This window comes from Flavobacterium flevense (genome assembly GCF_900142775.1).
GTDB lineage: Bacteria > Bacteroidota > Bacteroidia > Flavobacteriales > Flavobacteriaceae > Flavobacterium > Flavobacterium flevense.
Window position 1 is genome coordinate 329766 of sequence record NZ_FRCC01000001.1, and the last position, 23544, is coordinate 353309.

Consider the following 23544-nt stretch of genomic DNA (forward strand, 5'->3'; position numbering starts at 1 on the left):
TTAGAAATTTACATTTTTGTTTCCTGTGGAAAAGCATAGGAATCTTTCCAACCACCTAAATCGATCAAAACACGATCAATCATTACACCGGGATCCACCATCCAGATTTTCAATGTATGCTTTCCTGCTTTATTGATAATTTGGGCTGCCGATTTTACTGTCGCATTTTTCAGTACATTTTGCAGCCATTCATCGCTTCTTCCAAAAGTTTGAAAATCTAAAATAACAGGTTCTGCATCATCAATGGCTACGGCACATCGCACTCCTTTTCCTTCATAAAAAGCATGCGTTGGAATAGCCTGCACTTTTACATTGGCCTGACCAAAATTAAAACTATAAAAATCATATTCCATTACCGGACTGTTATTTTTTATATTTTTTAAATCCATTTCAGAATTAGCCGTTCTGGGCAAAGCCACACTCACTTTTCCTGCATACCCAATACCTTCAAAAATTTCCCATTTAGCCGCTACGCCTTCTTTTTTGTTCGAATAATTCGCAGCATCAATCGAGATGTATCCTTTGTCCTCTACAAAACCTTTGTAATTTTCTAGTGCTGTAAACTTTGGATTAAAAGCCGAAATTCCAATAGTGATTAAAGTGTCTTTACTCACAAAATCTATTGCCGAATTGACTTTATAACTTGGCGGAATCAATTGGTAATCATGCCCTAATGGCGCTTCTTTTTTATTTTCTCCTTTTGGAACTTTTGTCCAGTCGATACTTACCCAAATGCGTTGCTGACTGTTTTTATTGTTATCTAAAACACCTTGTTTTTCTGAAATTTTAATCCAATCTGCTTTTGGTTTTGCTTCCCAGGAAACTTCGCCGGCACCTTTCATAAAAACATCAATATAATACTGATTGTCTGTATAAGCATTAAAAACGGGTAAAACATCGGCATAGGAATTCTCGGTTTTATGGTTGACTTCCATTTCGTAACTTTCCAGAGCCAACTTCAATTCCGGTTTTGTTGTTGCAACAGGAATAGTAGTGGTAGTTTCTCCAAAAACTGGCAAATAACGCGGCGACATGGTCATGATGTTTTTCCACTTTCCGTTAGCCAGTTCGTTATTGAAATACTGCGTTTCTTTCTGAATTCGTTTGTAAGCTTCCTCCGATTTGGCAGCAAAAAAAGCAGCGCTTCCTCTTCCCTGTTCCGCAACAAATTTATTTTTATACGAATACAACCATTTATGATTGAGACTGGCTGCGCCAACAACAGGATAGGTGACCAACTCATAAAAAGCATCCTGACGATTCGCCGGAATTCCTTTTTGCAATTTTTCGGCAGTATCCATCAGTTTTTGGTATGCCTCAATTCTTTTCGAAACCTCATCTCCATAATGAATTTGAGTCAGTGCCGTTGGTTTTGATTTGGTTTCCGGTTCCACCTGATTCCATGCCATAAACTCAGGACGACGCTGGAAAACCAAACGATAATAGTCGAAAAACAATTCAGTTATCGAATTAGCATTTTGATTTCCAAATTCTCTCGAAGCCCAGTTTTGCATGTGTGTTTTCACACTTTGGCTTTCGCCAAAAGGTGTCATATCCCAAGCCATATCCAGAAACAATTCGATGTTGTATTCATGAGGTTTGATATCGCCACAATTTAAAATCCACAAATCGCGAGATTGAAATTCGAATGCTTTTTCCATTTCTTCCCACATCAAAACAGGATTAGTAGAATTCAACCACAAATAATCATGTGGACGTCCCCAATAAGAAGTGTGGTAATAAATTCCCGCACCACCGGAGCGTTTTTGTTCTTTAGGATTACTCAATTGACGGATGTATCCATAATTATCATCGGTCCAGACCAGTTGCACATCTTCCGGCAATTGCAATCCTTTTTGGTAATAATCCAATACTTCTTTGTATGGGATAAAGGCTTGCGGAATTTTATCGGCAGCTTTCGCTGTGGCTTTTTTCAAAATAGCCCTTTGATCGGTAATTACCTGTTCCAATAATTTAACCTGAGAATCCGAGTCGTCTTCGCCAACAATCATCGGTGAGTCATGTTCGCCTCGCATTCCCACCGTATAAATATTTTCAAAAGGAGCGGTTTCCTTGGCTCTTTTTCTGAAAAAATCTTTGATCACTCCTGAGTTTGTATCATAACGATACTCCCCCATTGTGTTGTGATTCCATTCCGCATTAATATTACTCAACATTGGTTCCGCATGCGAAGTTCCAACAACAATAGCATAATCATCAGCAACTTCTTTATTTTTTGGAAAAGAATAAAAAGCTTTTGTGCTTTTGTGCATCGCTGGCCAAATGGTATTTGCTCTCAAACGCAACAACAATTCAAAAACTTTAGCATAGGTTTTTGGACCAATATCTCCCGTTTCCGGTTCAAAAGTTTTAGCCGCCCAGGGTTGCAAACCCCAATCTTCATCGTTTAGAAAAATCCCTCTGTATTTAACCGATGGCGAACCGTAGGTTTTGGTTTCAATATTTAAAACCAAATTGTCTTTTTTGTCTGGCGTAACATCAGCCCACCATTCCCATGGAGAAACACCCATCATTCGGGAAATTTCCAGCAATCCATAAGCAGTCGCCCTTCTGTCAGAACCTACAATAACCAATGCTTTTTTAATGACTGCCGTTGGATTTTCGACTACTTGAATTTTATAAGTTTCCCATTTTCCTTTTACATCAGCAACAGTAATTTTTTGTTTCGAAACTAAGGCATCTATCCATTTACTTTGTCCAATAGTTCCCGCCATAATTACGATTCCTGAACTATTTTTCGCAATGTTCAATCTTTGATTGCTGATAGAAAACACATCATCAGCTAGCATTTTAGCAGCAATATGAACCACTTTTGGTTCTTTGTCTTCTACTAAAACACTTGCTTTATCATTTGCTGAAACAATAGTAAAATTGCTGTTTTGTGCCTTTATTGCATTGGCAAAAAGAACAATCAAAACCAGAAAAATGGTATTACATTTATTTTTGAACATAATTATATATTTTTTAGTCTGTCCGCTTAGCGGACTAATATTCAATAATGGCACACAGATTAGACAGATTTTCGCTGATTGTTTATATAAAAATCCGTTTTTTATCAGTTTAAATCCGTCTAATCTGTGTACCATTTCAAAATTTGCACAAACAAAGGATTGTCAAATTTTTTAATTCTTTCAGAACTATTTGTATCGAAAAACAGGCTCATTAAATTTTAATATAAATGCGTTTTTTATTCAACCACCAACCCAGAGACCAGCAAACCAACATGAATACAATTGCGGTGACAAATGCACCAAAACTTCCAGGAAATATCCTTTGAAAAATACGTTCACTCACCCATTCAAAAGCATCCATCTCCTGATTTACAGGAATGAGACGTAAAGTGATAAAAAACAATTCAGAAAACAAATAAATAAACAAAGGATTTTTACCAAAAACGGTGGTGAATTCTACTCCAAAATGCTTTTGTTTCAATTCGATGAAATAAATCAAAACGGCCATAATGGACAAATCGATTCCAACGGTGTACAACACAAAAGAGCCTGTCCATAATTTTTTAGAAATGGGCAAAACCAAATCCCACCAACGGGCTAAAGCCATTAAAAGAAAACCAACCAGCAGTAGTTTTGCTATTCCTTCAAATGTTTTTCCAATTTTTTGAATGAATGTTCCGGCTATAAAACCGGCTATAACATTGACAATAGATGGCAAGGTGCTTAAAATTCCTTCGGGATCAAACGGAATGCTATCACGCTTGTAAATATGTCCTTCTCCTAAAACAAATAAATCAAAACGAGTTACGGCATTGGTAGCCATTTCTAATTCGGCTCCCGATTGTCCAAATAAATACAATATTGCCCAATATCCTAATAATATCAGTACCGAGATAATTATAGCAGCCTTCTCTGATAAATAATAAAAGAGAATTGCAGTAACAAAATAACACAAAGCAATGCGTTGCAAAACGCCCATGATACGGGTTTCAGCGAAAGGCTTTAATTCCCAAGCGCCATCCATTCCCTGTCTGAAAAAAGGAAACCAATACATCAAATAACCCAACAGAAAAATGATAATGCTGCGTTTGATTACTTTTTTCCAAAATACACGTGCCGCAGTTTCTTTCATTTTTCCCATCGAAAAACTCATGGCATTTCCCATTGCAAAAAGAAAAGAAGGAAATACCAAGTCGGCTAAAGTAAAACCGAACCATTCCGCATGAGTCAAATAGTCATAGAAATGAGCTCCGGTTCCCGGCGTATTGACCACGATCATTAAACAAATCGTGAGTCCCCTGAACATATCAAGGGACAAAAAACGATTCGAATTTTGGTTAGAAATTGCGTTCATTTTAGTAATCGTATTTAATTGGTGCCATACGTTCCGTAACTGGAATAATGCGGGATCGGTATTTTTTATGTAAGGCTTTGGCAACCACATTCGGATTCCCTTTAGCTTTTACAGGGAAATCTTTTCGCTCCGTTACCCATTTCCATTCCCATTGTTTTATTTTTTCATCAAATTGAGTTTGATCGAAAGTTCCCCAATTGGCTTTTACATCGGTAAAGAATTGTTGCCATCTTGGTTTGTAAAAATCAGTAAACAATCCGCTCCACTGGCGGTTGCTGTATTCATGCAATCTATTGTCAGCTCCGCCCCAAAGCGTAATCAAATCACGGGCATTTTGTTCATATAATGCTTTTTCTTTTTCATCCACACCCCAGCTTCTCGCATCGGCAATCCACGGTCCTAAAAGGAAATCCTGACGTGTAGCTAACAACAAATCCATATCGTCAATCAATTCTAAAAATTCCTTGCTGTATTTATCAAATGCTGCTTTATCATTATTTTGATACGCCTTAGTTATTTCCTGTTGTAAAGGCAAGGCATAATTAGCCAAAACTTGTCTGCTGACATCCACCAAATCATATTGAAAACCATCTGATTTTGGAAAAACCGGAGCAGCTTTTACAAATAAATCCCAGGCCGGAAGTAAATCTTTTGGTGCATAATTTAATTTGGTACGAGCCCAACGACGGTAACCTTCAAAAGTAGGACGTGATACAATAATAGATTCTGCTCCGTCACGAATTACTTCTCCATTATACACTGTTTTTACCAGAATATCCCAGGCTTTAGCAATATCAGCATTTGATTTTCCGTAACGATTTAAAGTGTATTTAGCTAACCAGGAATTCAATTCTATTGGGGTGTCCCGCCAGGTATTATCAGTCATCAACTCATACAAAACCGGATTTTGCTCGATGGCTTCCATTGTCAATCCAATTCCTTTTAATTTTCCTGATTTAGGATCTTTCAAAGCTTTTGCAGGTTCATTAGCCACGGTTTCAATTCGACCAAACATCGAAATATTTCCACCAAAATTATGCAGCATATTCCAAATCCATTGTTTACCATAAAAAGCTTCGGTACGTTTCCAAACCGGTTCAATTTCGGTAGCCAAATCCAGAATAATCATGCGATCATCAGGCACAGCATCCAACATTCCTTTGATTTGTGGCGCTTCCCAAAACTCTCTGTGACTGTAAAAGAGCCAACCCTGCATTACCCAAACTGCATCCTTATCGGCTGATTTCATGCCTTCGAAAATCTTCTTACTCAATTCAGAAAGATAAGCAGGATCATTGGATGGAGGTGTATTTTCATTAAATGTATCTGCGGAATATAGATGATCAGTTCCGTAAACTTCCGATTGTTTTTCTAAGAATTTCTTACCAATTTCGGCAAATAACGGATCATCCGAATCTAAGATGTATGTATCCTCAAAATCATTCCCCCAGTTGGTTTGCTTTAATTTGGCATTCGGAAAAAACTTTTTAAAAGACGCCGGAACGTGTCCTGTAAAAGCAGGCAAAACCGTTTTCATTCCCAGTTCGCGTTCTCTTTTCAGAATTTTCAATTGCAAATCGCGGTGCGTATCTTTCCAGTTTTTTGATAAAGGTCCGCCCCAACCGTCTAAATTTCCCATCCAAAACCAGGAAAAATAAGCCGGTCCGCTAAAAAAACTACTCAAATCTTCATCGGTAAATCCGTATGATTTATAGACTTCATCCCAGATGTATTCTTCTCCCGTAATGGCAAGCGGCATGTTGATTCCGTGCAAAGCCATCCAGTCGATTTCTTTTTCCCAACGGTTCCAGTCCCACCAACTCATGCTGTAATTGAACGTACAATAGTTCAAATAATAGCGGTACTCATAAGGTGTTTTTTTATGAATCAATTTAGGAACTGTCGGTAATTTTTTAGGCAAATTCAAATTGGTTCCATTCCAGGTGATTTGGCTGTTGGTAAAATTATTCAGATAATAATACAAAGCCGATGCAACCGAAACGCCATTGTTTCCTCTTAAAAGAATTTTATTTCCTTTAGATGCAATTTCGAACCAGTCTTCTTTTGCTGAAGCATCAATTTCAACACTAAATTGCGAAGCATGATTTGGTACAATACGAGCAATGAGCTGGCTGGCAGTAGTAGCTATTTCTGTTTCCGGTTTTGTCGATTGACAGTTTCCTGATTCAAAAACAAAAACAACAAACAATAGGATTAATTTTAGATTGGTTTTCATCTATTTTAAGATTATATTATACAAAATCAGAAACTGGAAATACCAGTTGGTTTTATTTTTAGTATGTTGTGATTGGCATCAAAATTTAAACTGTCAATACATATTTGGCGTAAAACATATTCTTCCTTTTGCGGAAAAATACGATGGTACAAGATATAATTCTGTCCTTTTTCATTAAATACCGAATGATGTCCCGGTCCATAAGTTGTACTATCAGCAGACGTTTCCAGAATGGGACTATTAGCCGCAGTCTCAAATGGTCCCAATGGAGAATTTCCCACAGCATATCCTACTTTATAAGTGGCATCTATTGCTTTGCCTGATGAATACATCAAGTAGTATTTTCCAAAACGTTTGATCATATACGGAGCCTCAAAATAATCTTTAGGAGTAACCGCTTTGGGTTCTCCATCAAATGAAATCATATCTGAATTTAGCTTAGTAGCCATGCAAACACCATTTATCCAGTTAAATCCCGAACCCCAGTATAGATATGCCTGACCATCTTCATCAATAAAACAATCCGCATCGATATTATGTACAGCAGGATAGTCTTTTGATGAAATTAAAGGAGAAGAATCTTCCTTAGCATTTTTCCACGGACCTAACGGAGCATCACTCACACCAGCCCAAATTTCGCTTCCAACAGAAACATACATATAGTATTTTCCGTTAGCTGCTTTTTTAACAGAAGGTGCCCATACCATAGAGCCATTTGAGCCCGGACTTGTACATGCTTTTTTTATTGGCCAGTTTAAATGATGACGTTCAAATTTCACGAAATCCTTTGTTGAAAAAACCGCCAGTTCATCTCCTCCCCAGGGATCAATTGTGGCATAAATAAAAAATGTATCACCCTCTTTTACAATGCAGGGATCTGCAAAATAGCCCTCTATAATGGGATTTGCTATTTTTGATTTAGTTTGTAAATTTTCCTTCTTGCCTGTAAGCTTACACGAAATCAGCAACATACTTATCAGCAAAATAAAAATACCTGGTTTAAAATTCTTCATTATTACTATTTTAATCATCAATAAAAATTATTATTCTTCAATTATTTGATCTGATTTAGAAGGCGGAACTTGTTTAGTTCCCCATGTTTTAGAAGGCGTTGCAGCCATTTCAAATTCTAATACACCACCTGCAACAATATCACTGTGTTCAATAAAGGCATTTTCGAATGCTTTTCCGTTTAATGTTACCGATTTGATGTATTTGTTTTTATCCGAAAGATTTTTGGCTTTGATCGTAAAATCTTTTCCGTTTTCCTGATGAATCACCGTTTGTTTGAAATAAGGAGAATTAATCAAATAATACGATTGTCCCGCATTAGGATACAAGCCCATCATGTGAAAAGCCAACCAAGAAGACATGGCACCCGAATCGTCATTACCGGGAATCCCGTTTCGGCTGCTGTTGTAATTTTTATCTATAATTTGGTGAATGCGGTCGTTACTCAAATCAGGACGACCAATCCAGTGGTATAAATTTGGACTCAAAAACGAAGGCTCATTGGCTACATTGTAAAATTGCTTATCAAATAGCGTATTTAATCTTTTTTTGAATGCTTCATTACCGCCTGTTTTTTTGATTAACATCGCTACATCATGCGGCACTGAAAGCGAATATTCCCAAGAACTTGCTTCGTAAAAAACGCCACACCACCAGCAAACACAATTAGGCCAATCCTGCGCTAAAGGCGTGTAAGGAACATACGAAATTTTTCCGTTGGTTGCAGCACATTGAATACTGTCTACCCATTTTCTATTGGAATCTTTAGGCATGATAAAACCACGGGAACCATTGTCTTCAATATCTCGCCAAAGGTTTTGCCAGTTGTCAGCCTGCTTGATAAAACGCCAATATTCTCCTTTACGTTTGGTTCCTTTAGCTACAATTGCCAGACAATAATCATTATACGAATATTCTAAAGTCCGGTTTCCGGAACGCACATAATCCGTGGAAACATAACCCAAACGGTTGTAATCCACTAATCCGCCACGACCTTCTTTTTCTTCATTTCCACCCGGAGGAAACATCGCGTCTTTCATCATCGCTTCCAGAGCTAATTTATAATTAATGCCTTCCAGTCCTTTTACAAAAGCATCGGCAATAACCACCTCAGCATTCGAACCACCCTGAGTTCGTCCATTCGAATTTCCACTTCTTGCTTCCGGCAAATAACCATCGCGTTTGTAAATTTGCAACATGGCGTTCACAATATCAATTTCGCGTTTAGGATCTAAAAGCGTAATTAATGGACTTGAAGAACGATAAGTATCCCAAATGGCATAAAAATCATCATAATAAGGTGAATCATTTTCCCATAACGGATTTTCTCCTGTACGATCCACCGGCATCAACATAGTATGATACAAACCCGTATAAAACATGGTTTTCTTTTCTGTCGAAGCTTCTTTTTCAACTTCCACTCTTTGCAATAAATTATCCCATTTTTGTTGGGTTTCGGCAAGCTCTTTATTAAAATCCCAATGCGGAATTTCGTTATCGATATTTTCTCTGGCTTTCAACGAACTGATGAAAGAAATTCCTATTTTCATGTTCACTGTCTTGTTTGCTAAGCTTTCGAAAAATAACATTGCTCCGGTTTTCTTTCCGTTGTCCACCTGATTTTTTTCATTAGGAAAAAATTTTTCACCTTTCCAGGTTGAGAAAGAAGTAAATGGCTGATCGAATACTGCCGAAAAATAAACGGTATAAGTTCCCCCATTGTTCCAACCACCACGAATTTTTGTGTGACCACGAACCTCAGTATCCGAAATCACTTCTACCTGAGAACCCACAAATTGCTGTGCTTCCCTTCCATCAGGAATGATGGATTCGTCCAGATACCTGCCTAAATCTACTTTAATGGCGTTTTTAGTATTCGAATTAAAAACAAATTTGTAAAAAGCGGCTCTGTCAGAAGTGGTAATTTCTGTTTGAATATTCCATTTTTTCAATAAAGCACCATAATATCCTAAGGCTACTTTTTCGTTTTCACGAAGTGATTCCTGTTTTATAGTTTCGAAATCTCCCGAAATTGGCATGATAGAAACATTCCCATATTTCGCTCCGCCACCCGTTCCACTCACATGCACCTGACTGAAACCATAAATGGGTTTAGACATATCGGTGGTAAAACCACTATTGGCATTCAAATCATTGTCCGGTCCTGGTTTGATCATTCCGTAAGGACATGACGGTCCTACGAAAACATTCCCCAATCCTTCTGACCCAATCATGGGGTCCACAAAACGATGATTTTGTGCATTCAGACAAAAACATTGTAATAAGAAGGTTAAACAAACGAAAACGGAATTCTGGTTTTTCTTCATGACTTTTATTTTTAAATACTAAGAATCTGTTTAAGAATCATCAAAATTAATTCCCCTTCCCTAAAGGGTGTAATTTTGATGATTCTTGAAGCAATTTTTAAGGTATTGTTTTTATATTCAATTCTTTCAAATCTGTTTTAGCTTCAGCCACATTTTTTAAAACAACTTGTTCGTGTTTTGCTTCCGGCAAATCAATTTGTTCCATATTCAAATTTTGAACATCATCAAAAACAAATGCAGGTCGGAAATCAGCATTATCCAAAGTAACTTTTACATTTTTAAAACTAATTCCTTTAGCATGACGCACATAAAATGCCCAGGCTGGTAATTCGCCAAACATCGAAAACTCAGGATAATCTTTAACTTTTTCCGGCACTTGATCCAATCGGTTTAATGGTACGTAAGCCATTCCTTTAGTCGCTCTGCCGGGATATGAAATAGTAATATTTTCTAAATTGACATTCTCAATTTGGTATCCCGGAATCCCAACAATTGACGATGGAAACGGATTGTGAAAAAAATCGACTTCAGGACCTCTTAAATCATAATTGATATCCGGTCGTCCAAAAGGCAGCTGCACTTTTACATCTTTAATACTTACATTTTTGATGCTTCCTGCTTTTTCGCCGCTTCGTTGTCCTATTCGAATAAAAATAGCATTCCCTGTATTTACCGCATTAATATTCGAAACCGAAATATTTTCTATGGCAGCTCCATCAACCGATTCGATAGCAATTGCGGAACGAAACGTATCATAGACTTCTATATCTTTTATTACCACATTTTTAAATCCGCCGTAAGATGCTGTTCCAAATTTTATGGCACTGGCACTGGATTTTATCGTACAATTAGCAATATAAATGCCATCATTAGCATATCCCGGATAATAGGATTTTAAACAAATTCCATCATCGGCAGTGTCTAAATCACAATTAGTAACTTTAACATTTTTACAATCGGTGATGTCAATTCCGTCATTATTCCAATACGAACGATTGACCACTTTTAATCCGTTTATATTTAGATTAGCACACAATTCGAAAGACAATCCCCAGCAGGAAGCAGCACCAACTTCCAAACCTTCAATGGCTACATTTTCACACTGAGAAAAACGAAACAACTTAGGTCTCATCGTTTCATTAGGTCTGTTTCTTCGAATTGTATAATTAGGATCTACCACAATTCCGGCATGATGCAGGCTGTCAATATGTAGAGCCAATTCTAAACCTTGTCCGTCTATTTTTCCTTTTCCATACAATTTCACATTCGTTGCTTTATGCGCTAAAACTAAAGCCATTTGGGAGTTATCATCTTTTTTAGGAGAATCCGGTCTTCCCGGAAATTCCATTTTGATATAATCGCCGGGATTCGTACTTCCTAACAAAACCGCTCCTTCTTCCAGACGTAAACTCACATTCGATTTCATTTGAATACTGCCCGATAAAAAATCTCCTTTTGGAAAAACAACACATCCGCCTTTGTTTTTAAAAGCGGCATCAATCGCTTTTTGAATAACAATGGTATTCAGGGTTTTTCCATCTGCTTTTGCACCATAATTAGTAATTAAAAACTCTTTTGAAGTTTTTGCTGTTTTTTGTGCCTGGGTTTTGAATCCCAACAAAAAAACGCCTACTAATAAGGCTATAAAAAACAGTTTTGGAATTATTTTTAACATCATATTCATTTTTTACATTTTCTTTACTGAAACTCAAAAACACTTAAAATTCAAACACTTAAATCTTTAATAAAACAATATTTTACTTAAAAAAAAGCACAAAAAAAGTACACAGATGACACCGATTGATTAAGTATCATCTGTGCACTTCTTTTTTGAGTTTCAGAATTTCAAATCCTACAAAAAATCAAGCGCTGTATGTATGCTTTATTTTATGTAAGCTTCTAATTTATCTAAAGTATTTATTTCTTTTTCTCTGGCTGATGCTGATGCAATTTCAGTTGCTAAATATTTTGTTGGCTTAGAGATTAATAAATACTGTGTTCCATCATCGGTATTTTTCACATAATTTTTAGGATTGTATTTTATTGCTGCTCCAATTCCCACTACTTCTGCCGCTACATCTTCCGGATGTGTTCCCCAAACAGCGATATAATTCTCTCCTTTTTTAGTTTCGAAACCTTTAAAATAATTTACCCCTGTAGCAAACTGTACTTTTTCGCCATTCAAACTAAAAGCTTCCACTTTAGCTTCTCTTTTTCCGGAGAAAACGGTAACACGAACTTTGATATCTACTTTTTTCCCTTTGTAAGGCACACCTTTAGAAATCATCTCCATCCATGAAGTAGTTTCAGTTTTTCCAACACGAGCCAAACGATTCGTCACCGGATTCAACGAAACTAATTTTTCTCCGTCCCAAAGTTTTACTCCTCCTAAACCTACAGTTGACGCTACTTTATAATAATCAGCTCCCCAGCCTTCTTTTTGTTGTGTTGCCGTTGGGTACCAATGTGCTCCTTTTAATTCCAGTCCTGCCTTAGCTTTATTGTAAACATCAATTGCTACTTTATCACTAAAATAGATTCGCAATGCCATCCATTCGTTTTCAACTGCCGGTCCATGATGACCAATAACTGAGTACAAATCCCCGGATTCAGAACCAATATCAGTCAGATAACTTATTTTATCGGCTTTCATATACAAACTGGTGTCTGTATTATTCTGTCCAAAACAAATACCTCCCAACAGCAAAGCAGCCATAAATGATAATTTCATAATTTCAATTATTATAGATTAAACTTAATTTTCGTAAAAATAAGTAAACTTTCTACAATGCCCGAAAAATTCCTTTATTATTCAGGATACTCGCATTTATTTTTTTAGCCACGAATTTCACTAATTATCACTAATTCTAATCGAAATTGCATTACACAAATTCATGCTGTTTTAATAATTCGTATAATTACAACGAGGTCTTCGACAAGCTCAGACTGACAAAAAATCTATTATTAAACTTCTATAACTTCCTAAGAAATCGTCATTTTATGCTGAAACGGCGTTAAACCGGTAATATAAACATGTACTCCTTCTGTTCGCAATGTACCCTGATGATAGGCATATTCTTCACTATCTAAGCTGTTCACGTTTTGATGTTCACCCAATCCAGGACCTAATTCGATAACATCATTTCCCATACTTAGCTGGGCATTTCCTGATTTCAGAAAATAATTTCCTTTTTCTTCTACTGTTGCTCCTGTAATCTGAGTTCCTTCTTTAAAGCACATTTCAATAGTTATTTCCACATTAGGAGGTCCGTCAACTTTAAAATCCAAAGTCAGTTCTCCATTATTTTCTTCAATTTCAATAGTAGTTGTTTGCGTTTTTATATTCGAAGCAACCCTATTTTCAAAATCCATTTTGTTCCAAAATCTTTTATCTTTCGATTCTGATAATTGATAATCGCCATCTGCTTTCAGAAATTCGGGAGCTAATGGCTGGTAATAATCACCTTGCTTCGTTTCTTTCAGAATGTATTTATTCCCTACTTTTTCGATACCATCACTACTGAAATAGCCCATTCTGAAAAACGAAGATGACAATCGCATGTATTTTAAAATCGCATCTCCTTTTCGATACATTAAAAAATTAGGATTAGACGATCTTCCGGAAACGATCATAACCGGTTTATCATTTCCTCCAAATAAAGTTATCGAAGTTTTTCCGCGTCGAATTCGAGCCAAATTAGAAACAGCAAAAAACTTCTCAAAATCATTTGCGATATTCGATATCTCAGGAATTTGCTGCTGCAACTCCGGATTTTCGATAAAATCAATCAATGCATGCGATAAAACAGAATAATCAAAATCCGGACTTTTTTCAATCAGATTGACCATATAAATAAACATGGGATTTGCTGTATGAATGGCCATAAAACGGTATTGCAAATAAAATTTAGATACCGTTAAATTCATAAACTGATCCTGTCTTTTAGAATCTACTGTAACCAGATCGCCATTCGGTTCCGTGTAATAATAGTAAGTAATCAGGTTTTTTTCAACAATATCTAACAATTCCGGTTTATTGAGCAAAGTGGCCATGGTAATCAAAGCCTTGTCAATCACTGCCGAATAAACTCCGCTTCGTTCCGAATAATGTCCATCCTGATTGAGATAAATGCCCTCAGCCAGCCATTGATTGATTCTGTTAATGTATCTGACATCCGGATAAAGCGAATTGATATGAGCCAAAGCCGCACAAACCACCCATCGGTGATTAGGAGTATGCACTCCGCCCGTTATCAAGGCTTCTCCAGCGTTCTGGATAAACTTTTTAAGTTTATTTCTTAGCGCTTCTAACTGCGTTTGTTTATTCGAATTTAAAACCGTGGCTGCTGAACAAATGGATTCCAACACAAAAGCCGTATCAGGTGGCGATTGTCTGTTTCCACCAGCATCAACAGTTCCATCGCTGTATTGCCCTTTCAATAAAATATCAGCCGATTGATTCAATCGCTCCGCAACAGTTTCCGACTTATAAAACTTGGATTCTGAATGAGAAATTGAAGCAACAAAAACTGCAATAGTACCTGCCAAAGAACGGTAACTATTCAAACGAACATCTGAATCAATCCACTCTTTTTGAAGCAGTTCCTCTACCGTTTCATCATTATGTAAGAGTAGTTTTTTCATTAAATGAGAATCCTTTTTAGTTGCCGGGGCACTTAAAAAATGTTCATTTGCCAAAACAGCATCGCTAACCAAAGCACCAAGCAAGGATAGACTTCCCAGTTTTAAAAATTCGCCACGACTAATTGGATTCATACTCTTTATTTTTTACTAATTAGACAATGAAAACGGTCTGCTTTCTTTAGCCGTTCCCCATGATTTATCAGGCTGATCACCCATTTCGAAATCTAAAACTCCTCCCTTTATAATCGAAAAATGATCTAAATAAGTTTTATCATATTCTACTCCATTGAATTTTATTTTCTGAATATAATTTTTCCCGGAAGAAGCTCCTTTTGCATTAATGACCAATGCTTTTCCGTTTTCTAAACGGAGGGTAATTTTATCAAAATGAGGTCCTGAAATCACATATTGCGGAACGGATGGCGCTACCGGATAAAATCCTAAAGCTGCAAAAACATACCAGGCAGACATTTGTCCGGCATCGTCATTTCCGCTTAAGCCGCCTACATCATTACTGTATTCGGTTTTCATGATCTGGGTTACCAATTCCTGTGTTTTCCAGGCTTGTCCTGAATAATTATACAAAAACGGAATTTGGTGACCGGGTTCATTTCCATGCCAGTATTGTTTGGCGGCATGGAAACGATCCAAGTTGGTATTAAACCCATCTTCTCCTCCCATTAAATTCATTAATCCGTTGATATCCTGCGGTACATACCAGGTATATTGATAAGGTGTTCCTTCTGTGATGTAGGGTTTTCTGATCAATTTATCAAAATCTTTAGTAAAAGTCCCGTCAGCAAAACGTCCTCTTACAGCAGAATCAGCGACACTATAGACATTTTGATAATTCAAAGCCCTTTTTTTCAGCAAATTGGCGTGAAAGGTATCACCTCGTTTTTTAGCTATTTGATACAATGCAAAATCATCAAAAGCATATTCTAAAGTTCTGGAGACCTGTTCTCCTTTATGAAACGATTCTTTTACCTCATCTTCTAAGGGTACAAATCCGTTTTTTAAATACGAATCTAAAGCACGACGTCCTTTGCCATTTACATAATCGGCATGATTTTCCGGCGTTTTAAATGCGTTTTGTATCAGATAACCATATTCTTTATCTGAAATTTGAATGTTATTTTTCAGGTAAGCATCGGCTATTGCTGCTATTGCGTGATCGCCTATCATTGCTGATGTATAACTATTCCAGCATGGAAAAATAGGCATCCATCCGCCTTGTTCTGCCATGGAGAAAAGACTTTTCATCATTTGTCCATTCACTTTTGGCGTCAGCATATTAAACAATGGCAGCGACGATCTGTAAATATCCCACATGGAAAAATCAGTAAAATAATCTTCATTCCCACTATTCATCACCTGTTTTCCTCCGTTAAAACTTAGATAAGTTCCATCAACATCATTAAACGTTCTTGGCTGTAAATAACTATGATACAAAGCGGTATAAAACTTCACTTTGTCATCATTATTAGTGCCTTCAACTTTCACTTTTGAAAGCAGTGTTTCCCATGTTTCTTTTAAATTTTCTTTGGCTTCAGCAAAATCCAAATCTTTTGTTTCAGCTTCTAAGTTCTTTCTCGCTAGCTCAATACTGGTAAACGAAGTTCCAATTTTAGCTTCGATAGTTTCTCCTTTTTCAACCATAAAAGAAATATAAGCTCCTATATTTTCCTGATTAGCAATTTGTATGTTTCCATCCAATATTTTTTCATTTTGATAAACACCATACTTATCAGAACTTTTACTCAATTTGACAACAAAATATCCGCTAAAACCTGCTTTATCACCCCAACCCTGATAGATTTTATGTGCCGGATTATAACCTGTAATTTCGTTTCTCTCGGCATTAATTTGGATAAACCCTTCTCCTTCATCACTGTTTGGGTTCACAATAATGTGTGCTTCACCTGAATTTTCGAATGTAAATTGGAACAAACCACAACGTTTAGTTGCTGTCATATTCACATCAATCTTATAATCAGCCAGATTTACATTATAATTATAGGGAGTAGTTTTCTCAGTATCATGTGAAAAACTGGATGCTCTGTCATCGGCTTGGCATTTCAATTTTCCTGTTATAGGCATAATAGTCATACTACCGTAATCCTGAACACAGGAACCACTCAACCAGTGACTTCCTCTAAAACCCGAAATCTTAGTATCAGTATAATAATAAGGCGCTACACATTTGGTTTCCGTTGATTTTGTCTGAGCAGTCCAATTGGTCATTCCAAAAGGAACGGTAACATAAGGCACCACCTGAGCATTATTCTCTTTTTCATCTTCTCCATGCTGTAAAGCACTAATAGTGGTTGATGGAGCCGTACCTATTAACGGATTAACTAAATCCACATAATTGCTCCCTGACTGTTTTACGGAACAAGACAACAGGACTAATAAAACGGTTACGGCTAATAACCTATACTTTAATAAACGGTATAAATCCATGTTTATCTCTTTGTTTTTTTGTTGAAGGAAAATCGTTTTTTAAGACAATGAAAACCGGTTCAACAGCAATAAATTTATATTTTGGGACGCTCTTTTTACTATTGATTTACTTTTAAAAGTATTTTCGAAAAAATGAATCATTATCAATACAAAATGGAAAGGGATTAATCTGGCAAAAACAACTTTTGTATTCTCTTTTAAAACAGTTGAATTTCTTTTGATTAAAAAAAATTAAACTATTGAAACAAGTAAAAAATGTGCTTTTTCCTGATTTAAATAAAATTCATTTGTAGTGAGTAATAGCTCAGAATCGAATTATCATTTTTAAAAAAGAAAAGAGAAGAAGAACTGGCTTCTTCTCTTTTCAGGGTTAAATAAATCACCAACTTAAATTAACCAATCAAACAATAAATAAACTAATTATTAACATAATCCGGATTTTGAACCAAAGCAGGATTCAGTACCAGTGCAGTTGTTGGAATTGGGAAAACACGACGTTTTACATCTGTATCTGTTTTGAATCCCCATTGTCCTTCAAATTTTCCAAAACGAATCATATCATTTCTATGCCATGCTTCCCATGCAAATTCACGGGATCTTTCTTTGTAAAGGTCTTCTAACGTGACAGCAGTCCATGGAGCTGCAGTAGTACGATTAGAACGTACAGTGTTTACTAACGAAAGTGGTGTGTCACCTAAAGTAGCAGCACCTCCTCTAAGAATAGCTTCGGCTTTCATCAAAAGGATATCTGAGTAACGTAAAAACGGTACATCATTATTTTGATTACGGCTAGTTGAAGTAGCGTCCGGATAGAACTTAATATTTCTATATCCCATATTCCACGCAATTTCATCATTACCTAAATCTGTTAAAGGAACACTTTGACGAAGCACAATATTAGGAGTTAAGTTTACTTGATAAGTATAAGGATCTCCACCATCAGCTCCTGTATAGAATTGATCATATCCTTTTTTAGTTGTTGTAACCGTTAATGGTGTACCATTATTATTAAACTGTAAACCTGTCAGCCATTGTTGGTTACGAACATCATTAGCATCATTTTGAAAATGAGCATAGAATTCAGGCAATGTACTTCTTGGAGCACTAGGAGTAAAAGGTAAACCAAATTTAGAACGCATAGAACGAGGTACATCATAACGTGCATGATACATCAATCCGCCACCTCCAACTGTTGGATCATAAGGAACAGCAAATATAAATTCTTTCATTTGCGGACCATTATTTGATTTAAACATATTAAGGTACCCACTTAATGTCTCGACACTATAAGCTCCTGTTTTAATCACTTCATCACAAGCTGCAATACAATCGTTGTTACGTTGTGTTCCTGTATAAACTTCCGCATTTAAATACATCTTAGCCAGTAAAGCGTTAGCTGTTTGCTTATTAGGTCTTCCATAAGTACTTACACCTGTAACAGCGCTTAAATTAGGAAGAGCTTTTTTTAATTCTTTTTCAACAAAATTAAAAACCTCTACTCTGCTTGATTTAGCATGAGAAGAAAAATCACCATAAAGTGTATCCAGCGGCACAGCACCAAAATTATCCATCATTACGAAATAAGAAATCGCACGCATGGTTTTTAATTCAGAAATCAAAGTCGATTTTTCAGTACCCTCAGGCATTGCTTCTTCTAAGATTGAAATAGCCTGATTGCTTTTACCTATCACACTGGATGACCAATACCAAAGACTACCTACAATTCCATTATCAACTGTCCAGTCATGAAAGTGCATCGCAATATAATTTCTGTTGTCAAACCAGTTTCCTCCTCTTGCAGGCAAAATAGCCTCATCAGTAGTTAATGATTGTGACCACCACCACGCGAATGAAAAATCACTACGAAAAGCTACATAAACCGGTCCTGTAGTCTGAATAAACTGTGTTGAATTTTGAGGAAAAACTTCTGGTGTCAGTTGTGTCGTAATTGGCACATCTAAATTTTCGCAGGACCCGAATAAACCAATAGCCAGTATTGGAAGCCCCAAATATTTTATTATTTTTTTCATAATATTTACAATTATTACAATTATTATTTTTTTAGAATACCACGTTTAAACCTAATAAGAATGATCTGGTTTTTGGGTAAAAATTATTCGAATCTACACCAGGTGCAGTACCTCCTTGTTCTACCTCAGGATCAATTCCGCTGTATTTTGTAATTACAAATAAATTATTTACAGTGGTGTACATGCGTAAACTTTTAACAAACTTGCTGATGTTTTTAAAGTTATAACCAAGAGTCGCATTATCCAATCTAATATAACTACCATCTTCTATAAAACGGGAAGAATAACGGTAAGAGTTAAGATCGTTTGGCGATTCATTTTGTGCATCAACTAAAATATTAGTAGTCATTGCCGTAGAAGGTCTGAATAAATCAGCACGGGTAGCATTGAAAATTTTATTACCAAATACACCTCTGAAGAAAACACTCAAATCAAAATTCTTGTATTGGAAATTATTGGACCATCCTAATAATACTTTAGGTTGTGCATTTCCTACATAGTGATAATCAACACCATTTAACGGAGTCGTAGTCAGGTTTCTGTCTTTGTCGTAATATTGAGAAACACCGTCAGCATTTTTACCGGCATAATCAAGAGTAAAAAATTGTCCAAGAGGCTTACCTTCTTTAAAAATTTGTAAAGTAGCTCCAGTTTGTCCTCCACCGTCAGGTTGTACTCTTCGGATAGAATCTCCTCCAATAAAGAATGGGTTTGTTAATTTTACTATTTTATTTTTGTTACTCGCAATATTTAAATTAGTAGACCATGTAAAATTAGCCGTCTTAACCGGTGTAGCACCTAAAGCGATTTCAATACCTTTATTAGACATCACACCACCATTAGCCACAATTGATCCTACAGGAACCAATACCGGATTTACCTGATAGTTAAAAATCATGTCGGTTGTTTTCTTGTCGTAAACATCAACCGAAGCTGTTATTGCACCTTGTAATAAGGAAACATCAAGACCTAAGTTAGTTGTTGCTGTTTTTTCCCATTTCAAATCAGGATTTGCAGCCTGTATAGGACCATAAGCACCTATTTGTTGTCCGTTATAATAGAATGTTCCGGCACTTCCTGAGATAAATTGAGCAGTATATGCATTAAATCCGGAAGAGTTACCTGTAACACCATAACTGGCACGTAATTTTAAATCGGTGAAAACACTCTGGTTTTGCATAAAGTTTTCTTTATCAATTCTCCAGGCTCCACCCACAGAAGGGAAATAACCCCATCTATTGTTAGCACCAAATACAGAACCTCCATCTCTTCTTACAGTTCCCTGCAAAAGGTATTTGTCATTGTAGTTGTAGTTCACACGGGCAAATTGCGAAATCAAACGCGTTTTTTGATATGCCTGACTGTCTCCAAAGTTTACTACATAACCATTTACAGAAGTATAATTACTTAAAGCTAAGTTGTTATACCCAACATTATCTACAGGAAAATTAGTAGTAGTAGCCTGGAAACCATCACCTAAGGTGTTTTCCTGCCATGAATATCCTAAAACAGCTTTGATTTTATGATTTCCAAAATCTTTATCCCAGTTTAAAAAACTCTCTATGATGTTATTTGTTGTTTCATAGTAATTTCTTAATGCTGAACCATTTACACCAAAATTAACTAAACTTTTTGTCAAAGGTGGATCTGGATTGTTGTAGAAGTTAGCACTGTTATATTGAGAATAGTAGCTATCATAAAACTCTCCGTGAGAAACACTTAATTTTTGATGAGCAATATTTAAATTATACGTAAATCCAAATGGAAGTTTTACCTCTGTAGTGAAGTTTCCGATAAGATTGTTTGTCTTAGTTTCATCAGTACCGTGCTCAATCAAAGCTACCGGGTTGAAATATCCTGTACTGGTAAAATTCTCAAAAAAGCTACCATCTTCATTTCTAACAGGAGAAACCGGAAGGTGATTGATAGATTGTAAAAGTACCGTATTACGTTGAGGAACATTTATATATTTACTGGTAGAATTAGTAACATTTAATCCAAATTTTACCTTATCATCAAATGCATATTGTTCAACAGATAAACGGGCAATTACACGTCCAAAATCATTTTTCTTAAGAATACCTTCTCTTTTGATAGAAGTTAAACTCGCAGAATAGCTTCCTCTTTCACCTCCGCCACTTATCGATAAGTTATGGCTACTTGAAAGTGCTCCTGATCTTAAAATCTCATCTTGCCAGTTTGTATTTGCTCCTTTATCATTTTCAGGAGTAAAATTCAAATTATTTTTAGTAGTGAAAGCTCTCAGCTGAGCAGCATTCATCATATCTAATTGGTTAGAAACATTTTCAATACCAAAATAATTATTGTATGCAATTTGAGTTCTTTCCTTACTACCTTTTTTAGTAGTAACCATAATAACTCCATTTGCAGCTCTGTTACCATAAATTGCAGTTGCAGCAGCATCCTTAAGTACATCAATAGTTGCAATATCATCAGGTGAAATCATCGAAATATCTACACCCGGGATTCCGTCTACCACATAAAATGGACCTTGAGAACTATTTAAAGTAGAAACACCACGCATTACTACTGAAGCTGCTCTTGTTGGGTCACCACTGGATGAAATATTTAAACCGGCAACTTTTCCCTGAAGCAATTGCCCCACATCACTAATAGCTCCTTTATTCATATCCTCTGCTTTTACAGAAGTTACAGATGTTGTTAAGTTTTTTCGGGATCCTTTACCGTAACCTACTACTACTACCTGCTCTAAATTATTAGCTCCTGAAAGTAATTTAATGGTCAGGTTCGTTTTTGCCCCACTTAATTTAACACTTTGATCAGCAAAACCAACATAAGAAACCACTATTCCAGCATTTGGATTAGAAACTTCTAGTCTAAATTTTCCATCTAAATCTGTTACAACACCATTTTTCGTTCCGCTTTCTAAAACATTTGCACCAGGTAAAGGCATATTCTGATCGTCTACCACCTTACCAGACACCTGTGTTTTTTGTGCCCACGAATTAATTGAAAACGCTATTAAGAAAAATAACGTCAATAATTTGAATTTGGTTTTTTTCATTTTTAATTAGTATTAGTTAATAATATTATGGTAAAATTAACAGTAATGTGAATCTTCGGAATGGATAAATTCGTCAAAAACATATAAAATACAGTCAAAAATGCGCAATGAAAGCGTGTTAAAAATACATTTTACACTTTTTACACTGCATTTTTTTATATTATAAACAACAAAATCCTTGATTTACGGCACATTACATACAACCCCAATACAAAATAACGTTAGAAAAGATTTAAGTTAATTTTTTTCTTGTCTTTAACACTTATAATAATAGAAACCAGAAAACAACCTAAGAAAAAAATTACTTAAAGAGCAGTAAACTGTATAACAGCTCCTTTTTCCAGATAAAAAAGACAGAATAGCTCAACACATTTTTAATTAAAGTATCACACCTATAGCATCATAAATAAACATTACGCAATTTATTAATCAAAAAATTAGCGGTATGAAAAATTTATCCATGTTTTTGAATCATTTATCCATTTTGAAAAGGCAATATCTATTTAATTTTGATATTCATAGAATTAGCCACCGCTTATCTCATTAAATATTCACTATTACATAAAACAAACCAAATGGAAAAAATCAATAACTCAGACAAGTTTAATAATCCAATGCATCAAATTGATGACTGGGAAGAAAACCTAATAGAGCGTTATCCGGATCCTGCTGCCGATACAAAGGAGAAAGAAGAATTCCGTAATTACGTAGATTCAGAAAGAGTAGAAACCGTAAGAGAGTTTTACAGAATTAACCATACGTATCAGACTTATGATTTTGTGTGCGAAAAAGAAAAAGAATTCTTAAAATTTGATCGAAAAGAAATGTCCTTATGGGAAGCAGTAGATTTCCTAAACACCTTAGTAGATGATAGTGACCCGGATATCGATTTGGATCAATTCCAACATTTATTACAAACCTCTGAAGCCATCCGTGCCGATGGTCACCCGGATTGGTTTGTGCTTACCGGATTTTTACACGACATCGGAAAAGTGTTGTGTCTTTTTGGAGAACCACAATGGGCAGTTGTAGGAGATACTTTCCCTGTGGGCTGTAAATTCTCAGATAAAATAGTTTATCCGGAATTTTTTGCTGCAAATCCTGATAGTACTAACGAAAAATACAATACTAAATACGGTGTTTATACTCCAAATTGCGGATTAGATAACGTGAAAATGAGCTGGGGACACGACGAATATTTGTACCAGATCATGAAAGATTATTTGCCGGAGCCTGCATTGTACATGATTCGTTATCATTCTTTCTATTCACAACACCGTGAAAATGCTTATACACACTTAATGACCGAAAAAGACATTGAAATGTTCGAATGGGTAAAAAAATTCAATCCTTATGATTTGTATACAAAAGCACCTATAAAACCGGATTCGAAAGCTTTGCGACCTTATTATGAAGAATTAGTGGCTAAATATTTACCTGCCAAATTAAAATTCTAACTCA

12 protein-coding genes are annotated in these 23544 nt (G+C 36.0%); 1 reads left to right on the plus strand and 11 read right to left on the minus strand.

Annotated elements, in window-relative coordinates; translation table 11 throughout:
- Positions 1-8: 8 nt before the first annotated feature.
- From BUB89_RS01480 to BUB89_RS01530, 11 genes are all read right to left on the minus strand, one after another.
- On the minus strand, positions 9-2972 hold the full coding sequence (locus BUB89_RS01480; RefSeq protein ID WP_073241826.1) for a glycosyl hydrolase 115 family protein: 2964 nt from the start codon (positions 2970-2972) through the stop codon (positions 9-11).
- Between the two features lie 211 nt (positions 2973-3183).
- Positions 3184-4326, minus strand: coding sequence for an acyltransferase family protein (locus BUB89_RS01485; RefSeq protein WP_073241158.1), 1143 nt, complete (start codon positions 4324-4326; stop codon positions 3184-3186).
- A 1-nt stretch (position 4327) separates the two neighbouring features.
- Complete coding sequence (locus tag BUB89_RS01490; protein ID WP_073241160.1) at positions 4328-6562, minus strand: alpha-N-acetylglucosaminidase; 2235 nt, start codon at positions 6560-6562, stop codon at positions 4328-4330.
- 26 nt (positions 6563-6588) lie between these two features.
- Positions 6589-7575: a family 43 glycosylhydrolase gene (locus tag BUB89_RS01495; RefSeq protein ID WP_200806813.1), complete on the minus strand. Its 987-nt coding sequence runs from the start codon at positions 7573-7575 to the stop codon at positions 6589-6591.
- Positions 7576-7605: 30 nt separating this feature from the next.
- Positions 7606-9900 (minus strand): GH92 family glycosyl hydrolase, encoded by a 2295-nt coding sequence (locus tag BUB89_RS01500; RefSeq protein WP_073241163.1) that lies wholly within the window; start codon positions 9898-9900, stop codon positions 7606-7608.
- Between the two features lie 97 nt (positions 9901-9997).
- On the minus strand, positions 9998-11584 hold the full coding sequence (locus BUB89_RS01505; RefSeq protein ID WP_234982498.1) for a glycoside hydrolase family 28 protein: 1587 nt from the start codon (positions 11582-11584) through the stop codon (positions 9998-10000).
- Between the two features lie 198 nt (positions 11585-11782).
- Entirely contained in the window at positions 11783-12631 is an 849-nt protein-coding gene (locus tag BUB89_RS01510) for a DUF4861 family protein (protein WP_073241164.1), read from the minus strand.
- 251 nt (positions 12632-12882) lie between these two features.
- Positions 12883-14676: a hypothetical protein gene (locus BUB89_RS01515; protein WP_073241165.1), complete on the minus strand. Its 1794-nt coding sequence runs from the start codon at positions 14674-14676 to the stop codon at positions 12883-12885.
- Positions 14677-14691: 15 nt separating this feature from the next.
- A complete protein-coding gene (locus BUB89_RS01520) occupies positions 14692-17007 on the minus strand; it encodes a GH92 family glycosyl hydrolase (protein WP_073241166.1) in 2316 nt (771 codons plus the stop codon).
- A gap of 416 nt (positions 17008-17423) precedes the next feature.
- Entirely contained in the window at positions 17424-19037 is a 1614-nt protein-coding gene (locus BUB89_RS01525; protein ID WP_073241167.1) for a RagB/SusD family nutrient uptake outer membrane protein, read from the minus strand.
- A 31-nt stretch (positions 19038-19068) separates the two neighbouring features.
- Entirely contained in the window at positions 19069-22083 is a 3015-nt protein-coding gene (locus tag BUB89_RS01530) for a SusC/RagA family TonB-linked outer membrane protein (protein ID WP_073241168.1), read from the minus strand.
- 575 nt (positions 22084-22658) lie between these two features.
- Between BUB89_RS01530 and BUB89_RS01535 the strand changes: the two genes are divergently transcribed.
- A complete protein-coding gene (locus BUB89_RS01535; RefSeq protein ID WP_073241831.1) occupies positions 22659-23540 on the plus strand; it encodes an inositol oxygenase family protein in 882 nt (293 codons plus the stop codon).
- The last annotated feature ends 4 nt before the right edge of the window (positions 23541-23544 follow it).